Below are 13002 nucleotides of genomic sequence, written 5' to 3' on the forward strand. Positions count from 1 at the left end.
GTGGGGCGTCTTTCGTATTAGCGAAAGCGCGTCACCCAGCCAGATCCCCATCAATTTTACGGGCATAACCACGTGGTGTGTACATACGCGGGCCAGTTCCCAACTGCGCCAGACGTGAATGTGACGATCCCACCAACACAACGGTCAGCATATCGACCTCATCCACCTGCAATTCATCCAAACGACGATAACGCACATGTTCCTCTGGTCGGCCAAGTGATGACGCGAGCATCACAGGCGTATCAGCAGGGCGGTGCTGCAACAAAATATCACGCGCCTCGGCCAATAACGTCCGGCGACGCATCGACACCGGATTATAGAAGGCAATCACAAAATCACCCTCAGCCGCAGCATTCAAACGCTTCACTATATCCTCACGCGGGGTCAGCAGATCTGACAGCGAAATCGCGCAGAAGTCATGCCCAAGAGGCGCGCCTGCACGTGCAGCGGCACCTTGCAATGCGCTGACACCGGGAGAACAAATCACTTCTACCCGGCGGGCTGCGTCCGAAACACCCATCTGATCTGGGCCGCGATCTAGCAATTCGAACACCAGAGCACCCATCGCATAAATCCCGGCATCGCCCGAACAAACCAAGGCGACGTTCTTACCTTTACCCGCTTGCTCTAACGCATAACGGCAACGGTCTTCTTCGCCGCCCAGCGGGAAATCAGACCGCTCTTTGCCAATGGCCAGCGGTCCCAGCAGATCAATATAAAGACCGTAACCGACCAGTTCTTCCGCCTCGGACACGAGTTTCGAAACCTCAGGCGTGCGCCAAGTCGCCTGCCCCGGTCCAATCCCCACAATCGAAAGCGTTCCACGTGCGCGACCCCGCATATTTACGATAGGGTCATCCGACCGTGCCAAAGCGCAGGTCGTATTTGCGGTTTTGCTTTTCGCAACAGACAGCTCCGCATCAGAACCTGCCGCAGCAAGTGCCGCCCCTTCAGAGACGCCGTGACAACCTACTTCGGCAAAGACCACTTCAGATGGGTTCGCCAAGCGGCCAGCCTCTGCCTCAAGTTCAGCAGCTGTGAACACACGCAAAGGTACACCAAGTCGGGCAGCAACAGCGATAATCGCAGGCTCATCAGCCTTAAGATCAATCGACGCCACACAGGCCACAGCACCCGGTGCCACATCAGCGGCATGCAGCGCACCTTGGACATGTTCCCACATTTCTTCGGTATCTGCATTGCGCGCACAGCCAAGCCCAAGCGTGAAACGCTGGGGATGGTAGACAAGCTTGCTCGCGTTTCCTTCGCTCGCGGCCTCGGTCACAAGGATTTCAACATCCCCACCTTCGGGCAATGTGACATCAAACAGTTCTTCATCGGTGAACGTCACGCCGCCACCAGCCAGCAAAGCGGCCATAACGCCTTTGGCGTCTTCGGGGTTGTGCAAACGATACCCTGCAGGCGGTTCATCCAAGGCCACGCCGATTGCGACATCACCGGCTGTCGTGACAGCAGCATCACCGCCCAAAGCACCGGCAATCTGACGCGCCAGACGGTTCGCACCGCGATGTCCACCCAATAGGGGAACAACAACGCCACCATCATCGGACACCGACACAACAGGTGGCTCGGTCGTTTTATCAGACAGCAACGGCGCAACGGCGCGGATCAAAATACCTGACGCACAGACCCCCACAATTGGCACGCCCGCCGCGAACAAATCACGCGCGTGATCCAGTGCATTCGGGAAAAAGGCATCAGCCTTTTCAACACGGCCGTCGCGGCCATGCACTTGTGCGCCAATTGCAGCGGCAACGCGGTGCGCAGTTGCCTCTCCTGACCGGGACAACGCCAAAACTACAGGTTTCAAAGCCATGGATCGGCCCCCTTTGTCAGCAAAATCATTGAAAAATACGGAGCCTTTTCTGGGGCCTCCGCTAACGGCAACACGACCTCTTGGGGAAGTGTCGCGCGTTCGACATACATCGCCGTGTCAGTCAGACCAAGGTCATCGATCACAGCACGAATTTTAGCAAGATGGCGACCAACCTTCATGATCACCACGCTTTCCGCACCTTCGATACGCGTGCGCAATTCACCCTCGGGCAATGGCCCCGGCAGTACAGTCAGCCGTTCATTACGTGCAGCCAGCGGCATTCCGGCACGCGCTGCACAAGCGGTGATAGAGGTCACACCTGGCACGATCTCGACCTGATACTTGTCGGATAGGCGGGCATAGAGATACATGAAAGACCCGTAAAAGAACGGATCACCTTCGCATAGGCAAACGACATCACGTCCCGCATCCAGCGCCGCCGCTATTTGCGCGGCACCAGTATCATAGGCCGCCTGCGCCGGTGCACGTTCAACCGTCATCGGAACATCCATGACAATTTCCTGCGCGTCTGGCGCGATTAGATCAGCGGCAATTGCACGGGCGAAACTGTCACCGCCAGCCAAAGATGGATAGGCAACGACCTTTGCGTCTTCGATCAAACGCGCGGCGCGTAGCGTGATCAAATCAGGCGCACCGGGGCCAAGCCCCACACCGTACAAAACACCGGTCATCGCTTCACAAGGCTCCACTGCGTGACTGGCATCGCGGGGCGCCATCCGGTCAAACGGCCGACTGGTTCAGCCCGGTGGGTCGAGATTTTCACGAGGTCACCACCGTACTCTTTATGCAACGCGATCAGTTCGGCTTCGCTTTCTAACGTAACAGCATTCGCGACCAAGCGGCCCAGCGGACGCAAGGCAGCCCACGCTGCCTCGAACGTTGGGCGGCTTAATCCGCCACCAATAAAGATCGCGTCGGGGGCTTCTAGACCATCCAGTGCTTCTGGTACGGCGCCTTCAACGATAGACAGCTTTGGCGCACCCAACGCGAGCGCGTTTGCGGCTGCCATCGCCCGGCGATCTGCGCGAGGTTCAATCCCAATGGCCCGAGCGTAACGTGCGGCACGCATCCATTCGATCGCGACTGATCCACAACCACAGCCGATGTCCCACAACAACGCACCACGCATCGGCATCAACTTAGCGACAGTCGCTGCGCGGACCTCTTGCTTGGTCATGGTGCCGTCAGATTGAAACAGGTTGTCCGCAAGGCCCGGAACGCGTGGTAAAAGCGCGGCATCGGGTGCGGCGACACATTCAACCGCCAGTGTGTTGAACGCCGGGACGACATGATCCCAACTTTCTGCAACCCCATCAAAGCGCGCCTCGTCCTTGCCGCCCATCGCGGCAAGCACTGTCATACGTGATTTACCAAAGCCACGATCAGACAGGAACTGTGCGATTTGTCCCGGCGTTTCTGCACCAGTCGTCAGCACTAAAAGCCGTGCGTCGGGCTGGATAAAGGCAATCATTTGTTCGACTGGGCGTCCATGCACGGTTAGCGTTTCGACATCCGGCAAAGACCATCCCATCCGCGCGGCTGCCAACTGAAATGCTGAAAGCTGCGGGTGATAGATGATTTCGGACGGATCGATTGCACGACCAATTCGCGCACCTACCGAAAACCAAAGCGGGTCGCCAGTAACCAAAATCACAGCGCAGCGACCACGCAGCGTTTTTATCGTTTCAACCATTGCGTCGAATGGCGACGGCCAGGCAAGCCGTTCAGCATTAACGTTTCCCGCAAGCGAATGGTGACGCTCACCGCCGATGATAACCTCTGCGGCCTCGATGACGGCGCGTGTCGCCGGGACAAGCCCATCAAGCCCATCTTCACCGATACCAACAATGTGTAGCCATGGATCAGACATCTTCCGGTAGCCCCGCTGCCAGTGCATTTACTGCGGCCGACGCAATCGCCGACCCGCCGCGCCGCCCACGTAATGCAACGAATTCACAGCCGCGTGGATTGGCGGCCAGCTCTGCTTTGCTCTCGGCCGCGCCAACAAACCCGACTGGAAAGCCAAGGATCACGGCAGGTTTCGGTCCGCCCGCATCAATCAGTTCAAGCAAGTGAAACAACGCTGTCGGTGCATTCCCAACGGCAACAACCGCCCCCTCCAAGTGATCCTTCCACAGTTCAACTGCGGCGGCAGAGCGGGTGTTCCCGATTTCAGCGGCGCGTGCAGGAACCGTTGCATCATTCAACGTCACGATGACATTGTTTTCCGCAGGCAGATACCGCCGGATAATACCTGCCCCAACCATTTCACAATCGCAAAGGATTGGCGCACCCGCCTGCAATGCCGCATGTCCAGCGGCATAGGCGTTGGGCGAAAACGCCAGCCGATCGGCAACTTCGACCATACCGCACGCGTGAATAACGCGCGTAATCAGCGGGCGCATGTCAGGGGCAAAGCGTTCTAGCCGTGCCTCGGCACGGACAGTCGCAAAGCTTTGCGCGTAGATAGCGCTTGGGTCTTTTTCGTAGGGACGCAAAATCAGGCTTTCATTATCGTGGATAGGCCAGAGCCTCTGGCCGGAGTATTTTGACCAAAGCGAGGTCAGTTTTTCCGCATTTTTCGCGCACTTTCTGGCCCATGCGGGTGGTCAGCATGTGGATAAGGCGCGTGGTGGTGATCATGGTCGTGGTCATGATGATGGTGGTGCCCATGACCGTGGTCATGATCGTGATGATGGTGATCATCATGGTGGTGATGGTGGTGGTGGCCCATGTCCAAACGGCACATACCCGTGCAGAACTTATCGCACATTTGACAGTCTTCGACATTGGAACCGGGCGCATTGGCACCCTGCCCTTCGACGTGGTGGTGGTGGCTTTCTTGCACCGCACCGACCTCGCCCTCGAACCCAAGGACTTGTGTCCTGTATTTACAGAGCACGCAGGTCGGCGGCGGCACCGCGCCAAAGGCCGGATGGCTGCGTTCTTCGACACTAATGCTGTGTGTGTGGCCGTCTTCCAGTGCCAGAACTTGGCTACGATAACCGCAGATACCGCAGTTAGGCGGCGGGGTATCGCTGTTTTGTTCCATGATCCGTTCGGCAAAGGTTTCCAGCACTTTTGGGTGATCCCCCAAGTAGCCTGCTTTGATGAACTGGATACCGGTATGTTCTTCAGCAACTTGATCGGTGAACCCGTAGATACGGTCGATCAAAATGCCCGAGAACAAAAAGTATGGGAACACGATCACACGCTTGTAGGGCAGCATCGCAACGTGCTGTAGGCAAGGTTCGACCAGCGGGAAAGTCACGCCGGAATACCCGACCTCGCACCAGCCAAAGCCCATGCCCTCTTGAAGCATACGCGCGACTTTGGACACGTTTCCGTTCGCATCGGGGTCAGATGCACCGCGACCGATGACAACCAAACATGTCTCAGCAAGCGGCATTGCACCGTGTTCAGCATTCGCCTTATCGACGGCCTCTTGGATACGCCCGGCTGCAGCGGCAATCATCTTGGGATCAACGCCCAATTCACGACCGTAGCTCACGTTGACGCCATGCTTGGTCGCGTATGTGTTCAACACCGTAGGAATGTCATTCTTGGCGTGCATCGCGGCGAACAGCATGCCCGGCACTGCCAAAATCTGTTCGCACCCAGCTTCACGCAAACGGTCCAGGCCGTCGCGGATCACCGGGTTTGCAAATTCAAGATAGCCGTAATCTGTTAGCCAGTCGTCGGGCAGATACGCGGGCAGCTTTTCCGCCAAAGTCGCAAATTCATCGACGGCGGACTGGCTACGCGAACCGTGGCCGCAGATCATAACGCCAGTTTTCATGCTGCTTCGCCTTCGATCTCTTCTTCGTCTTCGACTTCTTCAGAGTCTTCGTCGGCCTTTTTGCCTTTGATCGCACCCCAGATTGCGGCCAAACCTGCCAGACCAATTGCCACACCAGCGATCCAGTGATCGTGGCCTGCAGCTTCGGCCCAATGGCCGGGATGTGCGGCGGCGGCAGAACCGGTCATAACCATGGTCAGTGTGAGTAATACGCGCATCTGGTCTCTCCGTTTCGGTTCACGACCAGAAGTCCCACGCGCTGCGCGGGATTCGACGACGTGGTGCTTTGGTCCCCGTTTTGGGTCAACCGCTGCGCCTCCAACCGTTCTGGCCCTGAAAGGGGCTTCGTCTGAGGATTCGTATAAAGCGCCAACCGCTTCGGAGCAAACAGATAAGCGGCGGTTAATGGTCAGTCCGCGGCCTCATTTGTATTCCGCAGTGTCGGCGGCGACCGCTTCTTGCATATCACGCAGAAAATCTGGATCGGCAGAATTGACCCGGTTCCACGTCGGGATAAAAGGCGTTTCATGCGGGTTTTCCAAGAAAAACTGCCCTGCCCGCATGATATTTTCGGCGAACATCTCAATCGAGCGTTCCTCGGAATGGCGGTCAATCGTCAGCCCGTTCATCTGCGCATCGTTGTAATAAGCATCCAACAAATCCAGCGCGCTGCGGTAATAGGTCGCTTTGAGCGTACGGAATACGTTGCCCGTAAAGATCGTGCCATCTGCCGCCAATTTGCGAAAGATCGCCTTGCAAATGTCAGTGGACATACGGTTCAACCCTGCAGCTGCATCTTCGGGACTTAGTTCCTGATGCTTGTGGTCGTATGCATCTGCAATCTCGACCTGACAGACTGCTTTGGGCGCAAGGTTACGCCATGCTTCGGATAGCACGCCGATCTCTAGCCCCCAGTCTGATGGAATGCGTAGGTCCGGCAAGATATTCGTACGCATCGCGAATTCACCCGAGAGCGGATACCGAAAGCTGCGTAGGTAATCGAGGTAATCGCGGTCCCCGATCACGCGTTTGAGTGCGATCAACAGCGGGCTAACCAGCAGACGCGTCACGCGACCGTTTAGTTTCTCATTACCAATCCGCGCATAATACCCTTTGGCGACCTGATACGGGAAAGTCGGGTTCGCGACCGGATAGACCAACCGCGCCAGCATATCGTTCGTATAGGTCAAAATATCGCAATCATGGATCGCCATGACCGCGCTATCCTCGCAGCCAATCAAATACCCCAGAGAAGACCAAACGTTCTTGCCTTTGCCCTGCTCTGTCGGGGCAAGGCCCAGCGCGTCCAAACGCGACTCAAGCGCTTTCATACGGGGACTATCGTTCCAGATCACAACGTGGTTCTGGTTCAGTCCTTCGAAGAATTTCTTGGCATGCCGAAACTGTTCCTCGGTCGCGCGATCAAGGCCAATAATGATGCGGTGGAGATAAGTAACCTTTGACAGCTCGGCCAAGATGTTTGGCATCGCGTCGGTCTCAAGTTCAGAATAGAGGCAAGGCAAGATCAAAGACATTTTGCGCGACTGCGCAAATGTCTCTAGCTCATATGTCATTTCCGAGAGCGACCGCGTGCGCAAATTGTGCAGCGTTGCGATATTACCGTTCTGATGAAAATCGACCATGAGCTTGCTCTCTTTCTTAATGTAGATCTAGTTGTTCAACCAATCTAAGGACCGCTTCGTTCCATCCGGCCGGCCCCGGCAGTGTGGTGCGAAATATGCGGCCCGTGGATTCGCCGGGTAATTGGGGTAGCGGCTGGCGTGTTGGGTTTGCGACGATCACGCCAAAATCAGCGGCATTTAGCATTTCGACATCATTGGGCGCATCGCCCAGCGCAATGGTATGATGTGGTTTGACGCTGGCCACAATCTGCGCCATGCCGTCCGCCTTTGTTGCGCCAAATGACAGCGTTAAGAAACGGCCGCCTTCACGTGCGAACACGCCATGCGCAGCAAGTGCCGCGATGAATTCTGCCCGACCTTCATCAGTGCCAGACCAAAGGCCCGGTTCCGAAAACGCGCGCGCTTTTGCGTGTTTTGCACGTGCAGCATCAAGCCCGGTTATTTCACCAACACGGGCAACATCCATGTTGCCAAAGCCTTCGAACCTGCTCCGCAGCTCATCAGGTAGGTTATTTAGAACCTCCAAAAGCTGATGATATGTGGCGGGGTCGTTAGCTTGATCTGTCAACAATCCTGCGCCGTTTTCAACGATGGCGGGCGACCCAGAAATCCCTATTTCCGCCTGAATTTCAGCGATCTCAACCGCTGTTTTACTACTTGATAGAACTAGCGTGGCCTTGATCCGGCGCAGCATATCCAGCGCTGGCCGCGCAGCGGACCATGAATAAGTGTGATGATCCAATAATGTCCCGTCGAGATCAGAGAAAACGACAAGCGAAGAACATGCTTTCATATTTAACAGGTTCATATGTCGCCCAGCGGGATGCAACCCTTTGAAGAAAATTCTTTTTGCAGGTGCAGCATTTTCATTCTGTGCATACACGCACGATAACTGCGCCCGAAACGGCATTTGTCATAATTTGAACATAGGCTACCTATGCGACAAGCAAATTAAAGGAGGCCACAATGGGTCAGTTGATCGACGGTGTCTGGGATGACGCATGGTACGACACAAAGAAATCTGGCGGAAAATTCGTGCGCTCGACCACGGCATTCCGCAATTGGATCACCCCAGATGGCAGCTCTGGTCCATCAGGCAAAGACGGGTTCGAGGCTGAAAGTGGGCGATACCACCTATATGTATCCTACGCATGCCCATGGGCGCACCGCACCCTGATCTTTCGGGCGATCAAGGATTTGACAGATCATATCGACGTGTCGGTCGTGCACCCTGACATGCTGTCGGACGGTTGGACTTTTGGGACCGACTTCGAAGGTGCCACCGGCGATAAACTATTCGGTCTTCCCTTCGTTCGCGACATCTACACCAAAGCTGATCCAAACATATCGGGGCGGGTCACTGTTCCTATTCTGTGGGACAAGAAGCGCGAAACCATCGTTTCCAATGAATCCGCTGAAATCATACGCATGTTTAACAGCGCCTTTAATGACATCACCGGCAATACCGATGACTATTGGCCAAAAGACATGCGCGGCGACATCGAGACAGTGAACGAACGCATCTACGACACGGTCAACAACGGTGTCTACAAATCCGGCTTTGCGACAACGCAGTCGGCTTACGAAGATGGCGTATATCCACTGTTTGAAAGCCTTGATTGGCTCGAGCAACGGCTTGGCGAAAATCGCTATCTTATGGGCGACACAATAACCGAGGCCGACTGGCGCCTTTGGACAACGCTGATCCGGTTCGACAACGTATACCACCTGCACTTTAAATGTAACCGCAAGCGGATCGCCGATTATCCGAACCTTATGGGTTTTACGCGCGAACTATATCAGTTCCCCCGCGTGGCCGAGACAGTGAACATGGACCATATCGTGCGTCACTATCACTATAGCCACGACACGATTAACCCTAACCGGATCATCCCAGTTAACCCCCAGATCGACTTCGACGCTCCGCACGGTCGGGGGTAGGTTGGCCATAATGTTCGACAATCGCGGCTAGATCCTTGGGGGGCGTCGTGCTTTCGATAAAGGCGCGTGCATTAGGGCTGTGGTTAAAGATCGATCCATCAGAAAAGAACGTCGTGTCTGTCACGAACACGACGTTCGCGTTGGGCTGCCTATATTGGGCCACATCGGCAACCGCCAATGCGCTGCCTTCGCGCAAGACGAGATCAAGCACAATCACTTCGAACGTGTCACCTTCTAGCGCTTGCAGCGCCTCGGCACCCGTTTGCACCAAAGTCACCCGCGCACGCAAACGTTCCAGATGCCGCTTCCACAGATCTCCTAGGTTTGCATTGCTTTGGACGATTAAGACGTGCATTTTTGCTCCGGTTATTTGGTTATCTAATATCACTTGGCGAGAAAATTGTCCGAAAAATGAACATCGCTTATTCACAAGTCCGCCCAAATCCCTAACGAATAGTTAATGTTCGCCTATAGCCTATACCAAAAGACAGGTTACTCCGCTAAACCTTGCGGTTCTGGCGAGAATCCGCTTGAACCACGCCAAACAATCAACAGGCAAGACCTATGACCACTTGGATCACCATCTGCGACACCTGCAAACGAGAGGGCTGGGACCAAGGCGATATGTCCCAAACCGATGGTGAGTCGCTTGCTAGGCTTATTGAAGCCGCCGCCACCGGGCTGTCTGGCGTCAAAACCCGGCGTGTGTCTTGCCTGATGGGCTGCAAACAAGGTTGCAACATCACAATCCAAGGCGAAGGCAAACTTAACTACACCTTGGGCAACTTCGAAGCGACGACAGAGGCCGCCTCCGGCATCGTTGCTTATGCGATGTCACATAACAAAAGCGAAACCGGGCAAGTCCCCTACCGCGACTGGCCACAAGCCGTGAAGGGGCATTTTGTAACCCGTCACCCGCCTCTGCCCAAAGACGAATGACCCAAAAACGCGATCATGGCGGCGGGCTTGATGCCGCGATAAACAAATACGGCGGCACGCGGGCCGATTGGCTGGACCTTTCGACCGGTATAAACCCGGTGCCCTACCCCATGCCCGCACTGCCCGGCGATGCTTGGACTGCGCTTCCTGATCAGGCTGCATTTGATCGGCTATACAAATGCGCTCGTTGCTTTTGGAATGTTCCTTCGGATGCTGCCATCATCGCCGCGACCGGGGCATCAGCGATCATTGCAGCGCTTCCTCGCACCGCAAAGCCTGCGCAGGTGCAGATTTCCGGCCCAACTTACAATGAACACGGCGCTGCATTTCAGGCCTCGGGCTGGCAAGTCAGCGACAGTGCCCAAAGCACGATGGTTGTCGTTCACCCAAACAACCCAGATGGTCGTCTGTGGAACGAGGCAGACCTAAACGCCCCGTTCACAATCATCGACGAAAGCTTTGGTGATGTCGCGCCAGATCAGTCACTCATCCATCTGGCTAGCCGTCCCGGCACAGTCGTCCTGAAAAGCTTTGGTAAGTTCTGGGGCCTTGCAGGCTTGCGCCTTGGGTTCGCCATTGGGGACCCCACGATTATTGCCAAGCTAACCGATCTACTGGGGCCATGGCAGGTGTCTGGCCCAGCACTGACCATCGGGGCAAAGGCGCTCGCCGATCCGCAATGGGCCGATGAAACACGTACGCGCATCGCGGCGGATGCTGCGCGGCTTGATACGCTACTTACGCGCAATGGGGCTGATCTGATCGGGGGTACCACCCTGTTTAGGCTCTACAAAGTCAAAGGCGCCAAAGCCACACAGCACCAGCTTGCACAGCACCGGGTCTGGTCACGGGTGTTCCCATACGCGCCCGATTGGCTCCGCCTTGGGCTGCCCGCGACTGACCGCTGGGCGCAATTGGAAGCCGCGTTTTGATCCTGTTCGCTGGCATGCTGCTTGACGCGGCAATAGGCGAGCCAAAATTGCTTTGGTCACGCGTTCCGCATCCTGCGATTTTGATGGGCAAGCTCATCGGCTGGTGCGACCAAACATTTAACAAAGGTAACAATAGGCGCCTCAAGGGCTTCACCGTGATCGCAGCCCTTTGTATTGCGGCTGGATTGCTGGGGTGCGTGTTGCAGGCATTGCCAACGGCAATCGTCGATGTTGTGCTCATCGCCGTGTTGCTCGCGCAAAAATCGTTGGTTCAGCATGTAAAGGCCGTGGCCGACGCATTGCGCCTATCGGTTGGTGATGGACGCATGGCCGTTGCAATGATTGTCGGGCGCGACACAAAAGACATGGATCAAAGTGCGGTCGCACGATCCGCCATCGAAAGCGCCGCTGAAAACCTATCAGACGGCGTCATTGCACCAGCTTTCTGGTTCGCGGTCGGCGGGCTGCCGGGTTTGCTAATCTACAAAATCACCAACACGGCAGATAGCATGATCGGCTATCGCACCGAACGGCACGAACAATTCGGCTGGGCAGCGGCACGGTTGGACGATCTTCTCAACCTGATCCCTGCGCGGCTAACGGCACTGATGATCTGGGCAGTCACCAATCGTCCGCGCGTTCGGCCAATCTTGCAAGAAGCACCGCGCCATAGATCCCCTAACGCAGGCTGGCCCGAAGCGGCGATGGCCCACGGGCTTGATATCGCGCTGAGCGGGCCGCGCAGTTACGACGGGCAAATGCAAGATTTCCCGTATGTAAATGGCGACGGGGAACGTGATCTTACGCCAACCGATATTGACCGCGCTGTTACGACGCTTTGGAAAACATGGGCGATGGGGCTTTGCCTTGCCCTCATCATCGCTATTCTCTGACCGCGTAGGGTGGATTTCAATCCACCGCCCCAAAACGGAACCGAGCAAAATGCCTGACCGCAAACACAAGATATCTGAACGGCACATGCGGCTGTTACGACGTATTCTGCTTGGGCTCATGGCGCTCGCTATCGTCGGTACTGTTGTTTTCGGCGTGCGCGCGGCAATTTCCTCGCGTGCCTGGTACAACGCCCCGCCCGAACAAATCGAAGGCTGGATGTCCCCGCGCTATATCGCAATGACCCAGCACGTTCCGCCGTACGTTATCGAAGACGCAATCACGCCCGGCCAAGACCTGATGCACCGAAAAACGACGCTGGATGATATCGCCTTCGCACAAGACACCGACGTCGAAGCACTGATTATCGCCCTTGAAATGGCCATCGCTGATTTCAAGGAATCTAAACGTGATTGATTTCTTCTTTGGGCTCGTCGCCACTTGGGGGCTGATTATCGTGGCCGCTTCGGCGTATTTCTCTTGCCTTGCGGTTCCGGTGCCAACCTTTGCTGTCATGCTATCGGGCGGGGCATTTGCGGCGGCGGGTGATCTCGTACTTTGGCAAGTATTGACGGTCGCCTATGTTGCCGCACTAGCAGGGGACCAAACAGGGTTTCAGCTTGGGCGCCTTGGCGGCAAATGGCTAGATAAGTTTCTTGCGACACGCCCAAGCCGCGCCGCCCTTTTTGCACGTGCACAAGTTGTCGTGGACCGCTGGGGCAGCACCGGGGTTTTCTTTAGCACTTGGGCTGCAGCACCGCTTGGGCCATGGGTCAACTTCGCGGCAGGTGCCGCTGGGCTAAGCACATGGCGGTTCATCATCTGGGACGCAATGGGCGAAGCTATCTGGGTCATGGGCTACGTAATGCTTGGCTATTACTTTGCTGCAAACCTCGATGCGCTAACTGTGTTGGTCGCCGATTGGGCATGGCTACTGACAGCAATTAGCCTCGCCGTCGCGGCAAGCTTCTTCCTATTGCGCTCTAAACAGTGACAAGG

15 protein-coding genes are annotated in these 13002 nt (G+C 56.0%); 6 read left to right on the top strand and 9 right to left on the bottom strand.

Features of this window, described 5'->3' with window-relative positions:
• Positions 1 to 31: 31 nt before the first annotated feature.
• The 8 genes from cobJ to ACHUEV_RS11550 all read right to left on the bottom strand — a co-directional run bounded on the left by cobJ (position 32) and on the right by ACHUEV_RS11550 (position 8108).
• Positions 32 to 1837, bottom strand: a complete 1806-nt coding sequence (gene cobJ, locus ACHUEV_RS11515) for a precorrin-3B C(17)-methyltransferase (protein ID WP_394179963.1) — start codon at positions 1835 to 1837, stop codon at positions 32 to 34.
• On the bottom strand, positions 1828 to 2529 hold the full coding sequence (gene cobI / locus ACHUEV_RS11520; RefSeq protein ID WP_394179965.1) for a precorrin-2 C(20)-methyltransferase: 702 nt from the start codon (positions 2527 to 2529) through the stop codon (positions 1828 to 1830). Before cobI ends, cobJ begins: the two co-directional genes overlap by 10 nt.
• A complete protein-coding gene (gene cbiE, locus ACHUEV_RS11525; protein ID WP_394179967.1) occupies positions 2526 to 3728 on the bottom strand; it encodes a precorrin-6y C5,15-methyltransferase (decarboxylating) subunit CbiE in 1203 nt (400 codons plus the stop codon). Before cbiE ends, cobI begins: the two co-directional genes overlap by 4 nt.
• Positions 3721 to 4356, bottom strand: coding sequence for a precorrin-8X methylmutase (locus ACHUEV_RS11530; RefSeq protein ID WP_394179969.1), 636 nt, complete (start codon positions 4354 to 4356; stop codon positions 3721 to 3723). The genes cbiE and ACHUEV_RS11530 overlap by 8 nt, the downstream gene beginning before the upstream one ends.
• A 65-nt stretch (positions 4357 to 4421) precedes the next feature.
• A complete protein-coding gene (locus ACHUEV_RS11535; protein ID WP_394179971.1) occupies positions 4422 to 5657 on the bottom strand; it encodes a sirohydrochlorin chelatase in 1236 nt (411 codons plus the stop codon).
• Positions 5654 to 5875 (bottom strand): DUF6732 family protein, encoded by a 222-nt coding sequence (locus tag ACHUEV_RS11540; RefSeq protein ID WP_394179973.1) that lies wholly within the window; start codon positions 5873 to 5875, stop codon positions 5654 to 5656. The genes ACHUEV_RS11535 and ACHUEV_RS11540 overlap by 4 nt, the downstream gene beginning before the upstream one ends.
• A 204-nt stretch (positions 5876 to 6079) precedes the next feature.
• On the bottom strand, positions 6080 to 7300 hold the full coding sequence (locus tag ACHUEV_RS11545) for a glycosyltransferase family protein (protein WP_394179975.1): 1221 nt from the start codon (positions 7298 to 7300) through the stop codon (positions 6080 to 6082).
• 16 nt (positions 7301 to 7316) lie between these two features.
• Positions 7317 to 8108, bottom strand: a complete 792-nt coding sequence (locus ACHUEV_RS11550; RefSeq protein ID WP_394179977.1) for an HAD-IIB family hydrolase — start codon at positions 8106 to 8108, stop codon at positions 7317 to 7319.
• A 158-nt stretch (positions 8109 to 8266) separates the two neighbouring features.
• On the opposite strand from ACHUEV_RS11550, the gene ACHUEV_RS11555 reads away from it, so the two are divergent.
• Complete coding sequence (locus tag ACHUEV_RS11555) at positions 8267 to 9241, top strand: glutathione S-transferase family protein (RefSeq protein WP_394179979.1); 975 nt, start codon at positions 8267 to 8269, stop codon at positions 9239 to 9241.
• Here the strand turns inward: ACHUEV_RS11555 and ACHUEV_RS11560 are convergent.
• Positions 9198 to 9596, bottom strand: a complete 399-nt coding sequence (locus ACHUEV_RS11560; RefSeq protein WP_394179981.1) for a hypothetical protein — start codon at positions 9594 to 9596, stop codon at positions 9198 to 9200. The genes ACHUEV_RS11555 and ACHUEV_RS11560 overlap by 44 nt on opposite strands.
• Before the next feature lie 209 nt (positions 9597 to 9805).
• Here ACHUEV_RS11560 and ACHUEV_RS11565 point away from each other — a divergent pair, with 209 nt between their 5' ends.
• Genes ACHUEV_RS11565 through ACHUEV_RS11585 form a run of 5 tightly spaced genes read left to right on the top strand, consistent with a single transcriptional unit; the run spans position 9806 to position 12997 of the window.
• Positions 9806 to 10180, top strand: coding sequence for a DUF1636 family protein (locus ACHUEV_RS11565; protein WP_394179983.1), 375 nt, complete (start codon positions 9806 to 9808; stop codon positions 10178 to 10180).
• Complete coding sequence (locus tag ACHUEV_RS11570) at positions 10177 to 11112, top strand: threonine-phosphate decarboxylase (RefSeq protein WP_394179985.1); 936 nt, start codon at positions 10177 to 10179, stop codon at positions 11110 to 11112. The genes ACHUEV_RS11565 and ACHUEV_RS11570 overlap by 4 nt, the downstream gene beginning before the upstream one ends.
• Positions 11109 to 12005: an adenosylcobinamide-phosphate synthase CbiB gene (gene cbiB / locus ACHUEV_RS11575; RefSeq protein ID WP_394179987.1), complete on the top strand. Its 897-nt coding sequence runs from the start codon at positions 11109 to 11111 to the stop codon at positions 12003 to 12005. Before ACHUEV_RS11570 ends, cbiB begins: the two co-directional genes overlap by 4 nt.
• A gap of 49 nt (positions 12006 to 12054) precedes the next feature.
• The gene (locus tag ACHUEV_RS11580; RefSeq protein ID WP_394179989.1) at positions 12055 to 12420 is read left to right on the top strand and encodes a hypothetical protein; all 366 of its coding nucleotides are present in this window, start codon (positions 12055 to 12057) and stop codon (positions 12418 to 12420) included.
• Complete coding sequence (locus ACHUEV_RS11585; protein ID WP_394179991.1) at positions 12413 to 12997, top strand: DedA family protein; 585 nt, start codon at positions 12413 to 12415, stop codon at positions 12995 to 12997. The genes ACHUEV_RS11580 and ACHUEV_RS11585 overlap by 8 nt, the downstream gene beginning before the upstream one ends.
• Positions 12998 to 13002: the final 5 nt, after the last annotated feature.

Origin of the sequence: Yoonia maritima, from assembly GCF_043641945.1 — a bacterium.
GTDB classification, from domain to species: Bacteria; Pseudomonadota; Alphaproteobacteria; order Rhodobacterales; family Rhodobacteraceae; genus Yoonia; species Yoonia maritima_B.

Bases quoted from the DNA above. Each gene is read 5' to 3' on its own strand.
- ACHUEV_RS11570 (WP_394179985.1), top strand. From the start codon at position 10,177: ATGACCCAAAAACGCGATCATGGCGGCGGGCTTGATGCCGCGATAAAC.
- ACHUEV_RS11555 (WP_394179979.1), top strand. From the start codon at position 8,267: ATGGGTCAGTTGATCGACGGTGTCTGGGATGACGCATGGTACGACACA.
- ACHUEV_RS11550 (WP_394179977.1), bottom strand. From the start codon at position 8,108: ATGAACCTGTTAAATATGAAAGCATGTTCTTCGCTTGTCGTTTTCTCT.
- ACHUEV_RS11565 (WP_394179983.1), top strand. From the start codon at position 9,806: ATGACCACTTGGATCACCATCTGCGACACCTGCAAACGAGAGGGCTGG.
- ACHUEV_RS11540 (WP_394179973.1), bottom strand. From the start codon at position 5,875: ATGCGCGTATTACTCACACTGACCATGGTTATGACCGGTTCTGCCGCC.
- cobI (WP_394179965.1), bottom strand. From the start codon at position 2,529: ATGACCGGTGTTTTGTACGGTGTGGGGCTTGGCCCCGGTGCGCCTGAT.
- ACHUEV_RS11535 (WP_394179971.1), bottom strand. From the start codon at position 5,657: ATGAAAACTGGCGTTATGATCTGCGGCCACGGTTCGCGTAGCCAGTCC.
- cbiE (WP_394179967.1), bottom strand. From the start codon at position 3,728: ATGTCTGATCCATGGCTACACATTGTTGGTATCGGTGAAGATGGGCTT.
- ACHUEV_RS11580 (WP_394179989.1), top strand. From the start codon at position 12,055: ATGCCTGACCGCAAACACAAGATATCTGAACGGCACATGCGGCTGTTA.
- ACHUEV_RS11560 (WP_394179981.1), bottom strand. From the start codon at position 9,596: ATGCACGTCTTAATCGTCCAAAGCAATGCAAACCTAGGAGATCTGTGG.
- ACHUEV_RS11545 (WP_394179975.1), bottom strand. From the start codon at position 7,300: ATGGTCGATTTTCATCAGAACGGTAATATCGCAACGCTGCACAATTTG.
- cobJ (WP_394179963.1), bottom strand. From the start codon at position 1,837: ATGGCTTTGAAACCTGTAGTTTTGGCGTTGTCCCGGTCAGGAGAGGCA.